Raw genomic sequence first — 15,433 nt, 5'->3', positions numbered from 1 at the left:
CGAGCTTAGCTCGAATTGGTCGGCTCTCAATCCAGTGTGCCGCCCGGGTTCACGTTACCCGCAAGCGGCTGGTCCAAAACACCCGCCAACCGGCCGGCGTCTCGCAAAAATGCTTCCGCCATCTTGCCCGGCGCGATCAGCGCGTGCACCGCGTTGTCGCGGCCGATGGCGAGGCCGATCTCTTCGGCCGTAAACAGCGCCACCACCGGAACGTCCGGGGCCAGGCGCGTAATCTTTTCCCGGCCATCCTCGCCGCCATCGGCGGCTTCGATGAGAAGGCCCGGTTTGTGCGCCTTTAAACTGGCGCGGACATTGTCAAAGCCTTGCACCAAATCGCCGGAACGACGGGCAAGACCGAGACGACTGAGGCAGCGGCTCTTGAGCAACCGCGTCACGTCGTCGATCAGCGTGTCGGGCACCTTGGCCCTGGCTTTAGCCGCACGCGCAAATGCGCCTTTGGCTGCGGCCGTTTTTAACATATCCAGCCGCGCGGACAACCATAATCCCCGCCCCGGCAGCTTACCGGCGACATCGAACACCACTTCGTCGCCCGGGCCGATGACGAAACGCAGCATTTCCGCGCTGTCTTTCGTCTCGCCCGACACGATGCAGCGGCGCTCGGTCGCGGTGCGCACGCTCATATCCCGCGGCCTTACTCGGCCCCGTCTTCGGCGGCGTCTTCAGCCGCAGCGTCTTCGTCGGCGAACCAATGGGCGCGCGCGGCCATGATGATCTCGTTGGCCTGCTCTTCGCTCATTTTCAACAGCGGCGGCATCATTTCCACCAACTCGTCGCCGGCCAAATCGGCCAGATCGTCGCGGGTTTTTACACCCTTTTCGCCCAACGCCACAGCCATTTCGGCGCTCACGCCTTCGACTTCGAACAGATCGTCGGCAACGCCGAGATCGCGGCGCTTTTCGTTCAGTTCTTCGCCGCGACGTTCCAAATAACCGCGGGCGCGGGCGCGCAGTTCTTCGGCGACGTCTTCGTCGAAGCCTTCGATCGAAGCCAATTCGTCCAACGGCACGAACGCCACTTCCTCGATCGAGGTGAAGCCTTCGGTGACCAACAGGTGGGCGATCACGTCGTCGACATCGAGGGCATCGATGATCAACTGGGTACGCGCTTGGAATTCGCTCTGACGACGCTCGGATTCTTCAGCCTCGGTGAGGATGTCGATGTTCCAGCCCGAAAGCTGCGACGCCAAGCGCACGTTCTGGCCGCGACGGCCGATGGCGAGGCTCAACTGATCGTCGGGCACCACCACTTCGATGGTGTTCTTTTCTTCGTCCAGCACCACCTTGACCACTTCGGCGGGCGCCAATGCGTTGACGATGAAGGTCGCGGGATCGACGGAATATTGGATGATGTCGATCTTTTCGCCTTGCAGTTCGCCGACCACCGCCTGAACGCGCGAACCGCGCATGCCGATACACGGGCCGACCGGGTCGATGGAGCTGTCGTTGCTCATCACCGCGATTTTGGCGCGCGATCCGGGATCGCGGGCGGCGGCCATGATTTCAATCACGCCATCGTAAATTTCCGGCACTTCCTGGGCGAACAGCTTGACCATGAAATCGGGATGGGTGCGCGACAGGAAGATCTGCGGGCCGCGCTGCTCTTCGCGCACGTCCATGATGATCGCGCGCACGCGGTCGCCGTTGTTGAAGTGTTCGCGCGGGATCGTTTCGTCGCGGCGCAGCAGCGCTTCGCCACGGCCCAGATCGACCACCACGTTGCCGAATTCGATACGCTTGACGATGCCGTTGACGACTTCGCCGATGCGGCTTTTGTATTCTTCGTACTGGCGCTTGCGTTCGGCTTCGCGGACCTTTTGCACGATCACCTGTTTGGCGGTTTGCGCGGCAATGCGGCCAAAGTCGATCGGCGGCAGCGGATCGATGATGAACTCACCGACTTCGGCGTCCGGCTTCTTGCGCTTGGCGCGCGAAATCGGCTGCTGGGTGTGTTCGTTTTCGATTTCCGCATCGTCGGCGACCACTTCGAGGTAGCGCGCCAGGGTGATTTCGCCGGTGTTGCGGTCGATGTGGGCGCGGATGTCGTGCTCGTGCCCGTATTTCGAACGGCCCGCGCGCTGGATCGCCTGTTCCATGGCTTCCAGAACCTCGTCGCGGTCGATGCCCTTGTCGCGGGCCACCGTGTCGGCAACGGTCAAAAGTTCAGGGCGCACGTGAACGCCGGTGGTGTGCATCGTAGTGTTCATTTGGTCTGCTCCGTGGTGGCCGCCGCGAGCAATTCGTCGGTCAGCAACAGTTTCGCACGTTGAACATCATCGAAAGGCAAGGAGAATTGTTCGCCTTCTTCGCTTTCGATCTGAATCATTTCATTTTCATCGAGCCCCAACAGGCGGCCCGTATAACGTTTACGGCCTTCGACACCGACCTGCATTTCGATCTTGGCGTCAAACCCGGCCCAGGTTTGAAAGTCTTTCAGCCTGGTGAGCGGTCGGTCGATGCCGGGCGACGACACTTCCAAGGTGAATTCCCCCTTAAACGGGTCCTCCACATCCAGCGTCGCCGAAATGGTGCGGCTGATGGTGGCGCAATCTTCCACATCGATACCGGTGCCGTCCATGCGTTCGGCCATGATCTGCAGGCGCGGGTGTTGTGCCCCCGATACCTGCACGCGCACGATTTCAAAGCCCAACTCCTCGACGGAGGGTGCAATGATCGCTTCGATGCGCTTAGCCAGATCCATGTTTGCGTCGGTCCTATTTTTCGCTGCCATTAGGTAACAAAAAAGGCGGGCTCCCGGAAGGGACCCACCTCATTGTCCATCAAGTGGACAGCGAGACTGTTAACTTGGCGTGGTTTTACACCCGCGCCCGGCGCAATGCAAGCGTTTGTTAAGCCCGCGCCTTACGGCGAAAGCGCAAATAAACCATGATGTCACCCGCCAGCGCTTTTTGCTCATAACGGGTGCGGGTCCAGTCGTCGGGCGGGTCGCGCCAGTCGCTGGGGCCTTCGGCCATCCATTCGAAGTCGGGGTGTTTGAGGGCGAAGCTCAGCACCCACCGCACATATCCCATGTGATCGGAGGCGAAGCGAAATTCACCGCCATCCTTCAACATCCGCGCCAGCTGGTCCAACAGCGGCGTCTGGATCAGGCGACGCTTGTGATGCTTGGCTTTGGGCCATGGGTCGGGGAACAGGACGAACACGCGCTCCAGCGCGCCGTCGGGAATGTCGGGAAAGATATCGCGGGCATCGTCGGCGTAAATGCGCACGTTTTCCAGCTTCTGCTCGTCAACTTGACTCAAAAGCTTGGCAACGCCGTTCAAGAACGGTTCACAGCCGATAATTCCGACGTCCGGGTTGCCCGCAGCCTGCGCGGCCAAGTGTTCGCCGCCGCCAAAGCCGATTTCCATCCACAATGCGCGCAGCCGGGACGGAAATTGATCCGTCACCGGCGTGCCCGGCTTGATGGAGATGCGAGGCAGTAGATCGTCCATCAAACGTTCGCGGCCGGGGCGCAGCTTTTTGCCACGCCGCCGGCCGTAAGAACGTAGATAACCCGATTCGTTGGTATCGCGATCCGCGGTCATGGGAAAAGCGGTGCTTAGAACGCTTTTTTGATCGCGTCGGCGATGTCGGTCTTTTCCCACGAGAACCCGCCGTCGCCATCGGGCAAACGACCGAAGTGGCCATAGGCCGCGGTGCGGGCGTAGATCGGACGGTTGAGTTTCAAATGCGTGCGGATGCCCTTGGGACGCAGGTCCACAAGCTCTTGCAACACGTTGGACAGCTTTTCTTCGTCCACGCGGTCCGCGCCATGGGTATCGACGTAGACCGACAGCGGCTTGGAAATGCCGATGGCGTACGCCAACTGGATGGTGCATTTGTCCGCCACGCCCGACGCCACCACGTTTTTCGCCAGATAGCGCGCGACGTAAGCGGCCGAACGGTCGACTTTGGTCGGATCTTTGCCCGAGAACGCGCCGCCGCCGTGGGGGGCTGCGCCGCCGTAAGTGTCGACGATGATCTTGCGGCCGGTCAGACCGCAGTCGCCGTCCGGGCCGCCGATCACGAACTTGCCGGTGGGGTTGATGTAGATTTCGTCTTCCGGCGGCATCCAACCGTCCGGCAACACATGCTGAATGTGCGGCATGACGATGGCGGCGACGTCGTCGCGGGTCAGATCGGCATTGTGTTGGGTCGAAACCACCACCGAGGTCGCGGTGACAGGCTTGCCGTTTTCGTAACGCAGGGTCACCTGGCTTTTGGAGTCCGGACCCAGGCCGACATCGGCGCCGGAGTGACGGGCATCGGCCATCGAACGCAGAATTTCATGGCTGAAATAGATCGGTGCGGGCATCAAAACATCGGTTTCGCGGCACGCAAAGCCGAACATGATGCCTTGGTCGCCAGCGCCTTCGTCGGTGTCGACGCCCGAACCTTCGTCAACGCCCTGGGCGATGTCGGCGGATTGGGCGTGCAGGTGCACGGCGACGTCGGCGGTTTTCCAATGGAAGCCATCTTGTTCGTAACCGATATCCTTGACGCAATCGCGCGCGATTTCTTCGATGCGCGCCTTGTCGACGCTGCCGTCAGCGTTGACCAGCGGCGCCGGGCCGCGCACTTCGCCGGCCAACACGATGCGGTTGGTGGTGGTGAGCGTTTCGCACGCCACGCGGGCTTGCGGATCGGCGGTCAAGAAAGCATCGACAACGGCGTCGGAGATGCGATCGCAAACCTTGTCGGGATGGCCTTCGGAAACGGATTCAGAGGTAAACAGGTAATTGCTTTTTGCCACGGTATTGTTCCCCGTATCTGGTTTAAGTCCACTGGACCCGGGGCGGGCGGGAAATCAGGCGCAAGCTTTAAATTGCTTCTGTCCTAGGCCGTACCGCACCCACTTAGCCTTTTTTTACGTGGTGGCAAGCGGTCCAAATCCATCCACGGCCCCTGAGGGCTTCCTGCAAATAAAGCACGAGCGCGGAGCTTTCAAGCCCCGCGCTCGTTCTTGTCGCATATTTTATCGCATTTACGCAATTGCTGTTCGCGGATCAGTCTTCGAACCCGGCGGCGTTTGCGATCGATTTGGTCAGTTCGAACACGCGCTTGCGCACTTTCGGATCTTCGATGCGGTAGTACGCGCGCACCAATTCCAAAGTTTCGCGGCGCGCCATGGGGTCGCCGGCTTGCACGGTTTCGATGTCGTCGGCGCGGTTGCTGGCGGCGTAATCGCCACGCGTGCGCTGCACTTCGCCGGGCATTTCTTCGAAGAAATAGCTGACGGAAACATCCAGAACATTACTCAGTTGATACAAGCGGCTGGCGCCAATGCGATTTGCGCCGCGTTCGTACTTCTGAATCTGCTGGAACGTCAAACCAACGGCTTCGCCGAGTTTTTCCTGGCTCATGCCGAGCAGCGTACGACGCTGACGCAGGCGCGCGCCGACGTGAACGTCAACGGGACGCGGCGTGCCGAGCGGCGGGCGATCTTCGGCTTTGAGGGCTGTTGAGGTCGTCATGGAAAGGGGGGTCCTTTTCATCCAAGAGGTCAGGGGCTTTTTACAACGATGCTAAGTTATATTTAGCTTTTGTGACATCTATTACCCCCGTCACGTGTGTCGGTCAAGTGTCCTCATCGCCCATAACTAACATTATATGGTATGCAATCTTTAGTATGGCAAGTGTTATTTCAGTCGGCGCGAAAGTTGCGCTCGCGCCACCCAAAGCCGAGGCCGAAACCCAATGTCAGTACAGACAGGACGACCGGCACCAGATTGCCAAAGCGCGCATATAGCCCGGGAGCATCCACCGCTTGAGGCAAGTCACCGTCAACAAAGCCTTTTTCGCCTAATGAGAGTTCCTTAACGACCCGCCCATAACCGTCAATGATGCCCGATATGCCGGTAAACGCGACCCGCACCGTGGGCAGTCCTTCTTCGACGGCGCGCATCCGGGCGCTCACGAAATGTTGATGAGGCCCGGCAGTTTTTCCGTACCAGGCATCATTGGTGAGGTTGAGTAGCCAGCGTGGTCGATCCGCCGAGTCGGTCACCTGGTGGGGAAAGATGATTTCGTAGCAGATCAATGGGCTGACCGGCGGCAAACCCTTTAATCGCAAGGTCGTGGGCCCGGGTCCGGGCGTAAACGCCCCTTGGCCCTGGGTGATCTTGTCCAACGGCAACCAGTCTGAAAACGGCACATACTCGCCGAACGGTACCAGATGAAATTTGTCGAAAGTCGCATCGATCCGCCCCGATTCGTCGACCGCCAACATTGCATTGGCGACCCGCAGGCTTTGTCCCGGCGCAGCCGGTGGCAACGCACGCGGCGCGCCCAAAATGGTCAGACCGCCCGGCGGCGTCGCGCCGCCCACCAAACGTCGCCAAGCACCGTGATTTTCAAGAAAAAAGGGTGCCGAGGTTTCCGCCCAGATCACATGTGTCGGCTGCGGTTCACCGTCGCGCGGGGCGGCGATGGCCAATTCGATCTGCGCCATCATGTTGACTTCGCGCAGTTCGGGTTTCCATTTGTCGACTTGTGCGATGTTGGGCTGCACCAAGCGCAGGCGCACATCCGGCACGGTGGCATCCGGCGCATCGGCAAGCCGTTGATCGCCCCACCCCCACATTGCAATCAGACCGAGAAACGCGAGGCCGCTCAACCAACGCGGCCCACGACGCAATTGGGGCGCATCGTCCGCCACCGCCCCGACCGAAGCTGCGGCCAAGACCGTCAGCAGACTTAGGCCGAACACGCCTGCCACCGCAGCGCCTTGCAGCGCGGCGTCGGATACCGCCCACACGCTGCCCACCGGATTCCACGGCAGACCTGTGAACAACCACGCGCGGACCCATTCCAACAACGCCCAAGCGCCCGCAAGAACCAGCGCGCGCGCCGTCAATCGACCGGGCGCCATATGAACGACCAACGCGGCCACGGCGCAAAACAACCCGATGCCGAACGCGAACCCGAAAATGGCGAACGGGATCAGCCACGCGAATTTATCCGCCTCGACCAACAGCGCGAACGAAATCCAGTATAGCCCGGCGGCGAAAAATCCCGCGCCGAACCACCACCCCACCATGAAGGCGCGCCAGCGGCTCGGCGCATCGGCGCTCAGCCACAACAGCGCGCTGAACGCGGGGATCAACAGATAGATTTGATACGTCGGCGGCATGGCGAACACCGCCACGGCACCCAGGACAAACGCCAGCAAGCGCGCCTGCCAGACGCTCAACGCACCCATCCAAGCGCGCAGCCAAGCCAGCCTTAACGCGATCGCGGCATGCATTGAGCCCAAAGATCAAGCTCCGCCGAATTTGCTGGGGCGAGGAGATTGAGCGGAACCGTTGTTGGCTGTGTTCGCTTGATCTTGAACAGCCGCCTCATCCATCATCGAATGCGGCACCCGCAGACGCAGACGCTTGATGCGGCGCGGATCGACGTCGACGACCTCGAACTCCAAACCGCTTTGGTGGGTGAGCAATTCACCGCGCGACGGCACCCGCCCGGCGATGGAAAACACCAGCCCGCCCAGGGTGTCGATTTCGTCGCGCTCATCGGCGCTGAACAACGCCATTTGCAACGTCGCTTCGAGGTCTTCCAACGGGGTGCGCGCACCCGCGTCCCAACTGCCGTCGGCGCGTTTTTCCAACACCGGCTTTTCGTCTTCGTCGAACTCGTCTTCGATTTCGCCGACGATTTCCTCAACCAGATCCTCGATGGTCGCGAGCCCATCGATGCCGCCGAACTCGTCCACCACCAAAGCCATGTGAACGCGCTTGGCGCGCATTTCCAAAAGCAGTTCCAAAACCTGCATCGAGGGGGCGACGAACAGCACCGGGCGCACGATGGCGGAGGTGGAAAAATCTTCATCGCGCCCGCGCCACACCAGCACGTCCTTGACGTGGACGATGCCGAACGCGTCGTCCAGGGTTTCGCGGTACACCGGCATGCGCGAGTGGGCTTCTTCGGTGATCAACGCGATCAGGTCGTCAAGCGTGGCATCGGCCTTGGCGGCGATGATGTCGACACGCGGCACCATCACGTCGGCGACGGTCTGGTCCTTGAGTTCGAGAATGTTGAGCAGCAGTTGGCGTTCGTCCGCACCCAGCGAGGCCTCGCCTTCTTCGGCTTCTTCGATCAGGTCTTCAAGCACATCGCGCGCCGTTTCACCGGTGCGTCCGCGCAACCAATCGATCATGGATTTCAGTGGTGATTTGTCTCGCCGACCGTCTTGAGACGCATCCAGGTCTTGAAATTGCTCTGCCTCGGCAGTCTCATTTTGGGCCGGCTTGGGTGGCGATGACTCGTCGTTCATCAGAAACAGGTCGTCCTTTTCCATAACACTCAATTGCGATCCGGGTACGGGCTGTCGATGCCCAAACCCGCAAGAATTTCGATTTCCAACGGTTCCATCTCGTCCGCGTCTGCATCGGTTTCGTGATCGAAACCCAGCAAATGCAGCATACCATGAACCATTAAATGGCAAAAATGATCCTCAAGCGACTTTTCTTGCTCAAGGGCTTCGCGCTGGGTGGTTTCCAGCGCCACCGCGATGTCGCCCAACAAGATCGGCGCACCGTCGGGCAGCTCGTCCGGCGGGGCGGGAAAGGACAGCACATTGGTCGGCTTGTCCTTGCCGCGCCAATCGCGGTTCAAAACCCGGATCGCGTCGTCGTCGGAAAGCAGAACGCTGATTTCCCACTGCGCTTCATCTTCGTCTTCGCACACCGCACCCTTGGCCACGGCGGCCTGGATGGCGCGCTGGCAGATTTGTTCGTAATTCGGTAAAACCTCGGCCCATGCACCGCGGTCCACGTTGATGTCGATCCACAGATCGGGAATGGGGCCGGTGCTCATGGTTCAATCGCGCTCTGCATCATCGTGTTCGTAACGCGCTCCCGCGCGGCGGCGCTTTTCCGCTGCGGCGTAAGCATTGACGATGCGCGTGACGATTTTATGGCGCACCACGTCGGCGGAGGTGAATTCGACGAACGCCACCCCTTCGATATCGGTCAGAATGTCCCATGCGTCACGCAATCCCGAACGGATGCCGCGCGGCAAGTCGACCTGCGACAAATCGCCGGTCACCACCATGCGGGCGTTTTCGCCCAGGCGGGTGAGGAACATCTTCATCTGCACCGCGGTGGTGTTTTGCGCTTCGTCCAAGATGACGAACGCATTGGCCAGGGTGCGCCCGCGCATGAACGCCAGCGGCGCGACTTCGATTTCACCGTTTTCCAAGCGCTTGACCACTTGGTCGGCAGGCAACATGTCATAGAGCGCGTCGTAGAGTGGACGCAGATAGGGATCGACCTTCTCTTGCATGTCGCCAGGCAAAAAGCCCAGCTGCTCACCGGCTTCGACGGCCGGGCGCGACAAGATGATGCGGTCTACGTCGCCACGCACCAACAGCTCCACCGCCTTAGCCACCGCCAGATAGGTTTTGCCGGTGCCCGCCGGGCCCGATCCAAACACCAGTTCGCAGTCGTCGATAGCTTTGAGATACGCCGCCTGGGTGGCGGACCGTGGCGAGATCACCCGGCGCCGGGTGTGCACCTCGACATTGACGTCGGACAGCTTGCCGCCGGGCTGGCGCAGGATACGCAACGCCGCACCGATTTCATCCGCCGTCACGTGTCCGCCTTGGGTAAGCCGGTCGTAAAGACCGATCAACAGACGTTCGGTCATGTCCACCGCGCCGGGACCGCCGGTGATGATCAGGTCCGCGCCGCGTGCGACGATGCTGACGTCAAGTTCCGCTTCGATCTGTACCAAATGAGTGGCATGCGCACCGAACAGGATCTGCGCCAACTTGTTATCGGCGAAGGTCAAATTGGCGGTGCGCGTTTCCACGCCTTGCGCGCCAGCCTCCTTCTTGGTGCCCATTTTCAGTTTGGGCTTCGCCTTGGCTTTTGTGTTCAGTCTGGGTTGTTTGCTCACGCGCAGGCTTTCCGGTTATCAACGTTCAGCGCGCCCATCAAAGAGTTGGGACCTGCCGACGTGATGGTGACATCAACGATGCGGTTGAGCAATTGTTCAGGCGCATCGACGACGACCGCCTGCATGTACGGGCTGCGCCCGACCAACTGTCCGGGCTTTTTGCCTGCGCGATCCAAAAGTACCGCCATGGTCTTGCCGACACATTGCTTATTGAACGCCAAGGTCTGGGCGTTCAGCAGCGCCTGCAGCTCAGCCAGACGTTCGGCCTTCACCGCTTCGTCGACCTGTAAGTCCATCAGTGCGGCGGGCGTGCCGGGGCGGGGCGAATACTTGAACGAATAGGCCTGAATGAAGGTGACGTCTTCGATCAACTTCATGGTGGCGCGGAAATCCGCGTCGGTTTCGCCGGGAAAGCCGACGATGAAATCCGACGACAGCGCCAAATCGGGACGCGCCGCGCGCAACTTGTCGACCAACGCGCGGTATTCGTCGACGCCGTGATTGCGGTTCATCGCCTTGAGCACCCGGTCCGAGCCCGCCTGAACGGGCAGATGCAGATATGGCATCAGTTTGTCCACGTCGCCGTGAGCCTGGATCAAATCGTCGTCGACCTCGGCGGGATAGCTGGTGGTGAAGCGGATCCGCTCCAGCCCTTCGATCTCGGCGGCTGCGCGGATCAGCCGCGCCAGGTTCCATTCGCCGCCGTCGGCCGCCTCGCCGTGGTAGCTGTTGACGTTTTGACCCAAGAAGGTGATTTCCTGCGCCCCTGCGACGACCAATTTGCGCGCCTCGTCGAGAACTTGGGCGGCGGGGCGGGAATATTCCGCGCCGCGGGTATAGGGCACCACGCAGTAGGTGCAGAATTTGTCGCAACCTTCCTGAATGGCGAGGAACGCCGTTGCGCCGTCCACGGTGCGGTTGTCGGGCAGGGCGTCGAATTTACTTTCTTCGGGAAAATCGGTGTCGAGCACTTGGCCGGTGGCGCGGGTCGCTTCGGCGACCATCTGCGGCAGGCGGTGATAGGTTTGTGGACCGAACACCATGTCGACGAACGGCGCGCGCTTGAGGACCTCTTCGCCTTCGGCCTGGGCGACGCATCCGGTCACCGCCAACACCATGCGCTTGCCTTGCGAGGCCAGCGTCTCTTTTTGCACCCGCAACCGGCCCAGTTCGGAATAGACCTTTTCGGCGGCCTTCTCGCGGATGTGACAAGTGTTCAAAATCACCATGTCCGCGCCATCGGCGTCATCGACCGCTTCAAACCCGAGCGGGCTCAAGACCTCGGCGATACGCTCAGAGTCGTAGACGTTCATCTGACAGCCATAGGTCTTAATGTGCAGCTTCTTCGCCACGCGAAACAATCCTTCTCAAAAACGCAAAGAGGGGCCGAAGCCCCCAGATTTCTGCGAAATTAGCACCCCGCACGCGCAAGTCAAGCGTTGCCGGGCATTTGCCGTCAATCGCCGTCGGCATCTTCGGCGGGGTTTTCGTCTTGCTCAACGCCTTCGCCATCTTCCAGCGGCACGCCATAGAGTTCCAACTTATGGCCCACCAGGCGATAACCGTGTTCGGCGGCGATCTTTTCTTGCAGCGCTTCGATCGCCGCATTGTGAAACTCGATCACCCGGCTGGAATTGATATCGATCAGATGATCGTGATGGTCGCCGCCCGCTTCTTCGTAACGCGCTCGGCCATCGCCGAAATCCAGGCGTTCCAAAATGCCGGACTCTTCGAACAGCCGCACGGTGCGATAGACCGTGGCGATGGAAATGTTGGGATCGTCCGCGACCGCGCGGCGATGCAGTTCCTCGACGTCCGGGTGGTCGGTCGCGGCCGAAAGCACGCGCGCGATCACCCGGCGCTGACCGGTCATTTTCATGCCCTGTTCCTGACAGAGCTCTTCGATACGTGACGGCGTTTCAGAACCCATGGCCCGCCTCCCTAACTTTTACTTTTATTGTCTGCGCGACTTTGTCGGTCGCTTAAAGACCGACAAAAGCCGACGGCACCCGGTTTCCGGATGCCGTCGCATATAGTTCCATCCTCATCCACCAAGGTAAAGCCTTAGTGATTAAGTCGGGTAAATTATTTCTTGCGGGCGCGGGTGGCCGGCTTGCGCGGCTTGGTGCCGAGGCCGATTTTTTTCGCCAGCGCGCTGCGGTGCTTGGCGTAGCTCGGCGCGACCATGGGATAGTCCGCGGGCAGGCCCCAGCGTTCGCGATATTCTTCCGGGCTCATGTTGTAGGCGGTCTTGAGATGACGCTTGAGCATTTTCAGCTGCTTGCCGTCTTCGAGACAGATGATGTAATCCGGCATGACCGATTTTTTGACCGGCACCGCAGGTTTGGGGCGTTCCGGTTGAGCGACCTGCGTATCCAGGCCGGTCAAGGCTTTGTAGACTTCGTGAATAACCATCGGCAGCTCGCCAATCGCAACGGTATTGTTGCTCACGTACGAAGCGACGATTTCGGTGGTCAGTTCGAGCGCCTCGGTGGTTTCCAATTTCTCGGTCATAATGATTTCTCTCAACCAATTCTAAAACGTTCGTGTGAGAACGGGAGTGAAGTGTTTATTTTGTAAATGATGATGCTTATATAAATGGGGACTACGTAAACATGCAAGAAAAAGTCACAAAACGATCATGATTAAATCAACACTCAATACTGATGCCGATTACTTTCTCGACATTACGAACGATGTTTGTCCCATGACCTTCGTACGCACGAAATTGTTGATCGAAAACATGCAACCTGGACAAACTGCGCTTGTACGACTGAAGCATGCAGAGCCGCTGACCAACGTCCCGCGCAGCGTGCGCGAAATCGGCCACGAGGTCCTGTCCTTGGAACCCGAAGACATCGATGCAGCTAGCGCCGACGACGTTCATCTGTTGCTGTTGAAAAAATCCGGTTGAGCAATCAATTCGTGCGCGCCATCACCAGCGCATCGACAGGCGGGCCTTCGGCGCGGGCGTAATAGCCTTTGCGTTGCCCGGTCTGCACAAAGCCCAGCGCTTGGTACAAGCGCAACGCCGACGCATTGTCGGCGGCCACTTCCAAAAACATGGTTTCTGCGCCCAGATCTTTGGCCAAGCTCAAACCCTGGGTCATCAACGCGCTCGCAATGCCTTGGCCGCGCGCGAACGGCCGCGTGGCGACGGTGAGCACCTCGGCCTCGCCGCCCCCGGCACGAAACAGGGCAAAGCCCAGCGGTTCGTCGTCGCCATGGCGCACCGCCATGAACCCATAAGCGCCCGGCATGCGTAGCGTGGTATCGAACGAAGCGGCGCTCCAACCGTCGGAAAAGCTTTCCGCATGCAAAACCGCCAGGACCTCCGCATGGGTGAGGCCAAGGGCGACCAAATAAAAAGCGGCAGGCATCTCGATCATGGAGCTAAGCCCTCGCCCGACCGGCGTTTTTCGGCATCTTGGCGTCGGGCGGGCGCAGATAGAGCGGCTCGGGCGGCGGCGCACCGATGGCTTGCGCGAACCGACCGGCGGCGATTTCTGCGACGATGCGGGTGTCGGGCAACGCCGAGGCGGCGCTGAGGCGCACCTCGATGCCTTGGGCCTGCAGCATTTCCTGCGCCCGGCTCGCGCCGTCGCCAACCGCCAAGATGCTGGCATCAGGATCAACCCGGGCCGCCAGCGCCGGGCCATCCACCGCAACGGGTTCGCACAACGGCGCCAACTCGGCGTTGAAAAGTTGAACGTAGATGTCTTCGCGTTTGCTTTCCACCGCGGCCAGGATCGTCACGCCCGCGCCACGCTCACCCAGGCCGACGCCCCCGGCTACGGCTTCCAAGGTCGTCACGCCGATGCACGGCACGCCCAGCGCCAACGCCAGCGCCCGCGCCGCAGCCAAACCGATGCGCATGCCGGTGAACGCACCGGGACCGCGCGTGACCGCCACGGCGCTCAAATCCGCCGGGGTCAGCCCGGCCGTGTGCAACGCCGCCACGGCCATCGGCAACAGCACCTCGGCTTGGCCCCGGGACATGGCGCGCGCGTCATGGGCCAACGCCTCGCCATTCCGCCATACGGTGACGGAACAGCCGGTGGTGGCGGTGTCGAGCGCGAGAACGATAAGCGGTTTGGAATTCACGGTTAGTCCTTTTGAGATCACAGCGCCCGTTATACTCTGCATAGATCCATGATGCCAGTTTAGGAGCCCACGTCCCATGTCCTTGGTCGAAATCACCGCCGCCACGCACCGGGTCGAGATCGATTTGAAATACGCCACCACCGACAATTTCACCGGCCAGCCGATCTATCGTCGCGCCGGATGCTATTTGCACCATGAGGCCGAAAAACTGCTGATCGCGGCCCGCGACCTGGCCGAAATTCAAGGCTATCGGTTGCGCATTTTCGACGCCTTTCGTCCGTCCGAGGCGCAGTGGAAACTGTGGAACCACACCCCCGATCCGGATTTTCTTGCCGATCCCCGGCGCGGTTCGCCCCATTCGCGCGGCGTCGCAGTGGATCTGACGCTGGTCGACGCCGCCACCGGCGCAGCCTTGGACATGGGCACCGGTTTTGACGCCTTCACCCCCAAAAGCCACCACGGCAACACCGAGATCAGCGTGCCTGCGCAAAAAAACCGCCTGCTGTTGATGGGCCTGATGACCACCGCAGGGTGGGATTTTTACCGCAATGAGTGGTGGCACTATCAACTGTTCGACAGCCGTGACTTCGAACTGTTCGGCGACGGCGATCTCAGTGAGCCGATGACCGCGCCCTAGACCTTTCCGTAGACCGGCACCACCGCACCACGCGCCGCGCCGTTGTCGGGCGAGGCCAGATGCACGATGGTCGCGGCCACTTCGTCAGGCTTGGGCCAGACGTCAAAATCGGCGTCCGGCATCGCCGCGCGATTGGCGGCGGTGTCCAAGATCGACGGTGCGACGGCGTTGACCCAGATGCCTTCGCCCGCCAGTTCTTCGCCCATCGCCTGGGTGATCGCCACCACTGCGGCCTTGGACGCGCTATACGCCACCATGCCCGCACCTTGACGCGGCTCCACGCCCGGACGCGCTGCAACGTTGACAATGCGCCCGCCGATGCCCAGGCCACGCATCGCCCGCACCGCTTCACGCGAACACAAAAAACAGGTCTTGGCGTTCATCGCCATTTGTTTGTCAAACGCGGCGGCGCTGGTTTCGGCGATCGGCGACATATCGAAGCCGCCGGCAATGTGGATCGAGGCCCAGACCTCGCCAACTGCGTCATAGAAGCGCTTGACCACCGGCTCGTCGGTGAGGTCGATGTGCGAGACCATCACCACCCGCTCATGCTCGTTGTGGGCGAAGCGCGGTACTTCGTCTTCATTGAACACCGGTATGTGCACCGTGGCCCCTTGATCGAGCAACCGCCCGACCACCGCCGTGCCCAAAGCACCCGTGCCGCCGGTCACGACCACCTGTTTATTTTTGAAACTCATGACAAAAACCCCTCAAGATATAACGGACTGCGTGATGAATATCACTTGAGCTTTGACACTAAATGGAAACAATG

18 protein-coding genes are annotated in these 15,433 nt (G+C 60.6%); 2 read left to right on the top strand and 16 right to left on the bottom strand.

From position 1 onward, the window contains the following. Positions 1-26: 26 nt before the first annotated feature. From VIN96_RS01465 to VIN96_RS01405, 13 genes are all read right to left on the bottom strand, one after another. Positions 27-641, bottom strand: coding sequence for an RNA-binding protein (locus tag VIN96_RS01465; protein WP_331893640.1), 615 nt, complete (start codon positions 639-641; stop codon positions 27-29). An 11-nt stretch (positions 642-652) separates the two neighbouring features. Continuing rightward, a complete protein-coding gene (gene nusA / locus VIN96_RS01460) occupies positions 653-2,224 on the bottom strand; it encodes a transcription termination factor NusA (RefSeq protein WP_331893639.1) in 1,572 nt (523 codons plus the stop codon). Continuing rightward, positions 2,221-2,748: a ribosome maturation factor RimP gene (rimP, locus tag VIN96_RS01455; protein WP_331893638.1), complete on the bottom strand. Its 528-nt coding sequence runs from the start codon at positions 2,746-2,748 to the stop codon at positions 2,221-2,223. The genes nusA and rimP overlap by 4 nt, the downstream gene beginning before the upstream one ends. A gap of 118 nt (positions 2,749-2,866) precedes the next feature. Beyond that, complete coding sequence (trmB, locus tag VIN96_RS01450; RefSeq protein WP_331893637.1) at positions 2,867-3,565, bottom strand: tRNA (guanosine(46)-N7)-methyltransferase TrmB; 699 nt, start codon at positions 3,563-3,565, stop codon at positions 2,867-2,869. 14 nt (positions 3,566-3,579) lie between these two features. Then, entirely contained in the window at positions 3,580-4,773 is a 1,194-nt protein-coding gene (gene metK / locus VIN96_RS01445; RefSeq protein WP_331893636.1) for a methionine adenosyltransferase, read from the bottom strand. Between the two features lie 253 nt (positions 4,774-5,026). Beyond that, the gene (locus tag VIN96_RS01440) at positions 5,027-5,494 is read right to left on the bottom strand and encodes a helix-turn-helix transcriptional regulator (protein ID WP_331893635.1); all 468 of its coding nucleotides are present in this window, start codon (positions 5,492-5,494) and stop codon (positions 5,027-5,029) included. Positions 5,495-5,664: 170 nt separating this feature from the next. Next, a complete protein-coding gene (lnt, locus tag VIN96_RS01435) occupies positions 5,665-7,266 on the bottom strand; it encodes an apolipoprotein N-acyltransferase (protein ID WP_331893721.1) in 1,602 nt (533 codons plus the stop codon). 12 nt (positions 7,267-7,278) lie between these two features. After that, entirely contained in the window at positions 7,279-8,295 is a 1,017-nt protein-coding gene (locus tag VIN96_RS01430; RefSeq protein ID WP_331893634.1) for a hemolysin family protein, read from the bottom strand. Positions 8,296-8,324: 29 nt separating this feature from the next. Continuing rightward, positions 8,325-8,837, bottom strand: coding sequence for an rRNA maturation RNase YbeY (ybeY, locus tag VIN96_RS01425; protein WP_331893633.1), 513 nt, complete (start codon positions 8,835-8,837; stop codon positions 8,325-8,327). A 3-nt stretch (positions 8,838-8,840) separates the two neighbouring features. Next, positions 8,841-9,920 (bottom strand): PhoH family protein, encoded by a 1,080-nt coding sequence (locus VIN96_RS01420; RefSeq protein WP_331893632.1) that lies wholly within the window; start codon positions 9,918-9,920, stop codon positions 8,841-8,843. Continuing rightward, positions 9,917-11,272, bottom strand: coding sequence for a tRNA (N6-isopentenyl adenosine(37)-C2)-methylthiotransferase MiaB (gene miaB / locus VIN96_RS01415; protein WP_331893631.1), 1,356 nt, complete (start codon positions 11,270-11,272; stop codon positions 9,917-9,919). Before miaB ends, VIN96_RS01420 begins: the two co-directional genes overlap by 4 nt. Before the next feature lie 104 nt (positions 11,273-11,376). Further along, positions 11,377-11,850, bottom strand: coding sequence for a Fur family transcriptional regulator (locus tag VIN96_RS01410; protein ID WP_331893630.1), 474 nt, complete (start codon positions 11,848-11,850; stop codon positions 11,377-11,379). A 155-nt stretch (positions 11,851-12,005) separates the two neighbouring features. After that, positions 12,006-12,434, bottom strand: a complete 429-nt coding sequence (locus tag VIN96_RS01405; protein ID WP_331893629.1) for a MucR family transcriptional regulator — start codon at positions 12,432-12,434, stop codon at positions 12,006-12,008. A 127-nt stretch (positions 12,435-12,561) separates the two neighbouring features. Between VIN96_RS01405 and VIN96_RS01400 the strand changes: the two genes are divergently transcribed. Continuing rightward, positions 12,562-12,834, top strand: coding sequence for a sulfurtransferase TusA family protein (locus tag VIN96_RS01400; RefSeq protein WP_331893628.1), 273 nt, complete (start codon positions 12,562-12,564; stop codon positions 12,832-12,834). 4 nt (positions 12,835-12,838) lie between these two features. On the opposite strand, the gene VIN96_RS01395 is transcribed toward VIN96_RS01400, so the two are convergent. Together VIN96_RS01395 and tsaB are read right to left on the bottom strand one after the other, a co-directional pair. Continuing rightward, positions 12,839-13,309 carry a GNAT family N-acetyltransferase gene (locus VIN96_RS01395; protein ID WP_331893627.1) on the bottom strand — a complete coding sequence of 157 codons (471 nt, stop codon included), beginning with the start codon at positions 13,307-13,309 and terminating at the stop codon, positions 12,839-12,841. A gap of 4 nt (positions 13,310-13,313) precedes the next feature. Continuing rightward, positions 13,314-14,024, bottom strand: a complete 711-nt coding sequence (gene tsaB, locus VIN96_RS01390; protein WP_331893626.1) for a tRNA (adenosine(37)-N6)-threonylcarbamoyltransferase complex dimerization subunit type 1 TsaB — start codon at positions 14,022-14,024, stop codon at positions 13,314-13,316. Positions 14,025-14,100: 76 nt separating this feature from the next. Between tsaB and ddpX the strand changes: the two genes are divergently transcribed. Further along, positions 14,101-14,661 (top strand): D-alanyl-D-alanine dipeptidase, encoded by a 561-nt coding sequence (gene ddpX / locus VIN96_RS01385; protein WP_331893625.1) that lies wholly within the window; start codon positions 14,101-14,103, stop codon positions 14,659-14,661. Here ddpX and VIN96_RS01380 read toward each other — a convergent pair. Continuing rightward, the gene (locus tag VIN96_RS01380) at positions 14,658-15,359 is read right to left on the bottom strand and encodes an SDR family NAD(P)-dependent oxidoreductase (RefSeq protein WP_331893624.1); all 702 of its coding nucleotides are present in this window, start codon (positions 15,357-15,359) and stop codon (positions 14,658-14,660) included. The genes ddpX and VIN96_RS01380 overlap by 4 nt on opposite strands. Between the last annotated feature and the right edge of the window lie 74 nt (positions 15,360-15,433).

Origin of the sequence: Magnetovibrio sp. (assembly GCF_036568125.1) — a bacterium.
Taxonomy (GTDB): domain Bacteria; phylum Pseudomonadota; class Alphaproteobacteria; order Rhodospirillales; family Magnetovibrionaceae; genus Magnetovibrio.
The sequence above is the reverse complement of the archived record's forward strand: the minus strand, read 5'-3'. Positions and strand labels throughout refer to the sequence as shown.

Bases quoted from the DNA above. Each gene is read 5' to 3' on its own strand.
- VIN96_RS01465 (WP_331893640.1), bottom strand. From the start codon at position 641: ATGAGCGTGCGCACCGCGACCGAGCGCCGCTGCATCGTGTCGGGCGAG.
- nusA (WP_331893639.1), bottom strand. From the start codon at position 2,224: ATGAACACTACGATGCACACCACCGGCGTTCACGTGCGCCCTGAACTT.
- rimP (WP_331893638.1), bottom strand. From the start codon at position 2,748: ATGGCAGCGAAAAATAGGACCGACGCAAACATGGATCTGGCTAAGCGC.
- trmB (WP_331893637.1), bottom strand. From the start codon at position 3,565: ATGACCGCGGATCGCGATACCAACGAATCGGGTTATCTACGTTCTTAC.
- VIN96_RS01440 (WP_331893635.1), bottom strand. From the start codon at position 5,494: ATGACGACCTCAACAGCCCTCAAAGCCGAAGATCGCCCGCCGCTCGGC.
- lnt (WP_331893721.1), bottom strand. From the start codon at position 7,266: ATGCATGCCGCGATCGCGTTAAGGCTGGCTTGGCTGCGCGCTTGGATG.
- VIN96_RS01430 (WP_331893634.1), bottom strand. From the start codon at position 8,295: ATGAACGACGAGTCATCGCCACCCAAGCCGGCCCAAAATGAGACTGCC.
- ybeY (WP_331893633.1), bottom strand. From the start codon at position 8,837: ATGAGCACCGGCCCCATTCCCGATCTGTGGATCGACATCAACGTGGAC.
- VIN96_RS01410 (WP_331893630.1), bottom strand. From the start codon at position 11,850: ATGGGTTCTGAAACGCCGTCACGTATCGAAGAGCTCTGTCAGGAACAG.
- VIN96_RS01405 (WP_331893629.1), bottom strand. From the start codon at position 12,434: ATGACCGAGAAATTGGAAACCACCGAGGCGCTCGAACTGACCACCGAA.
- VIN96_RS01400 (WP_331893628.1), top strand. From the start codon at position 12,562: ATGATTAAATCAACACTCAATACTGATGCCGATTACTTTCTCGACATT.
- VIN96_RS01395 (WP_331893627.1), bottom strand. From the start codon at position 13,309: ATGATCGAGATGCCTGCCGCTTTTTATTTGGTCGCCCTTGGCCTCACC.
- ddpX (WP_331893625.1), top strand. From the start codon at position 14,101: ATGTCCTTGGTCGAAATCACCGCCGCCACGCACCGGGTCGAGATCGAT.
- VIN96_RS01380 (WP_331893624.1), bottom strand. From the start codon at position 15,359: ATGAGTTTCAAAAATAAACAGGTGGTCGTGACCGGCGGCACGGGTGCT.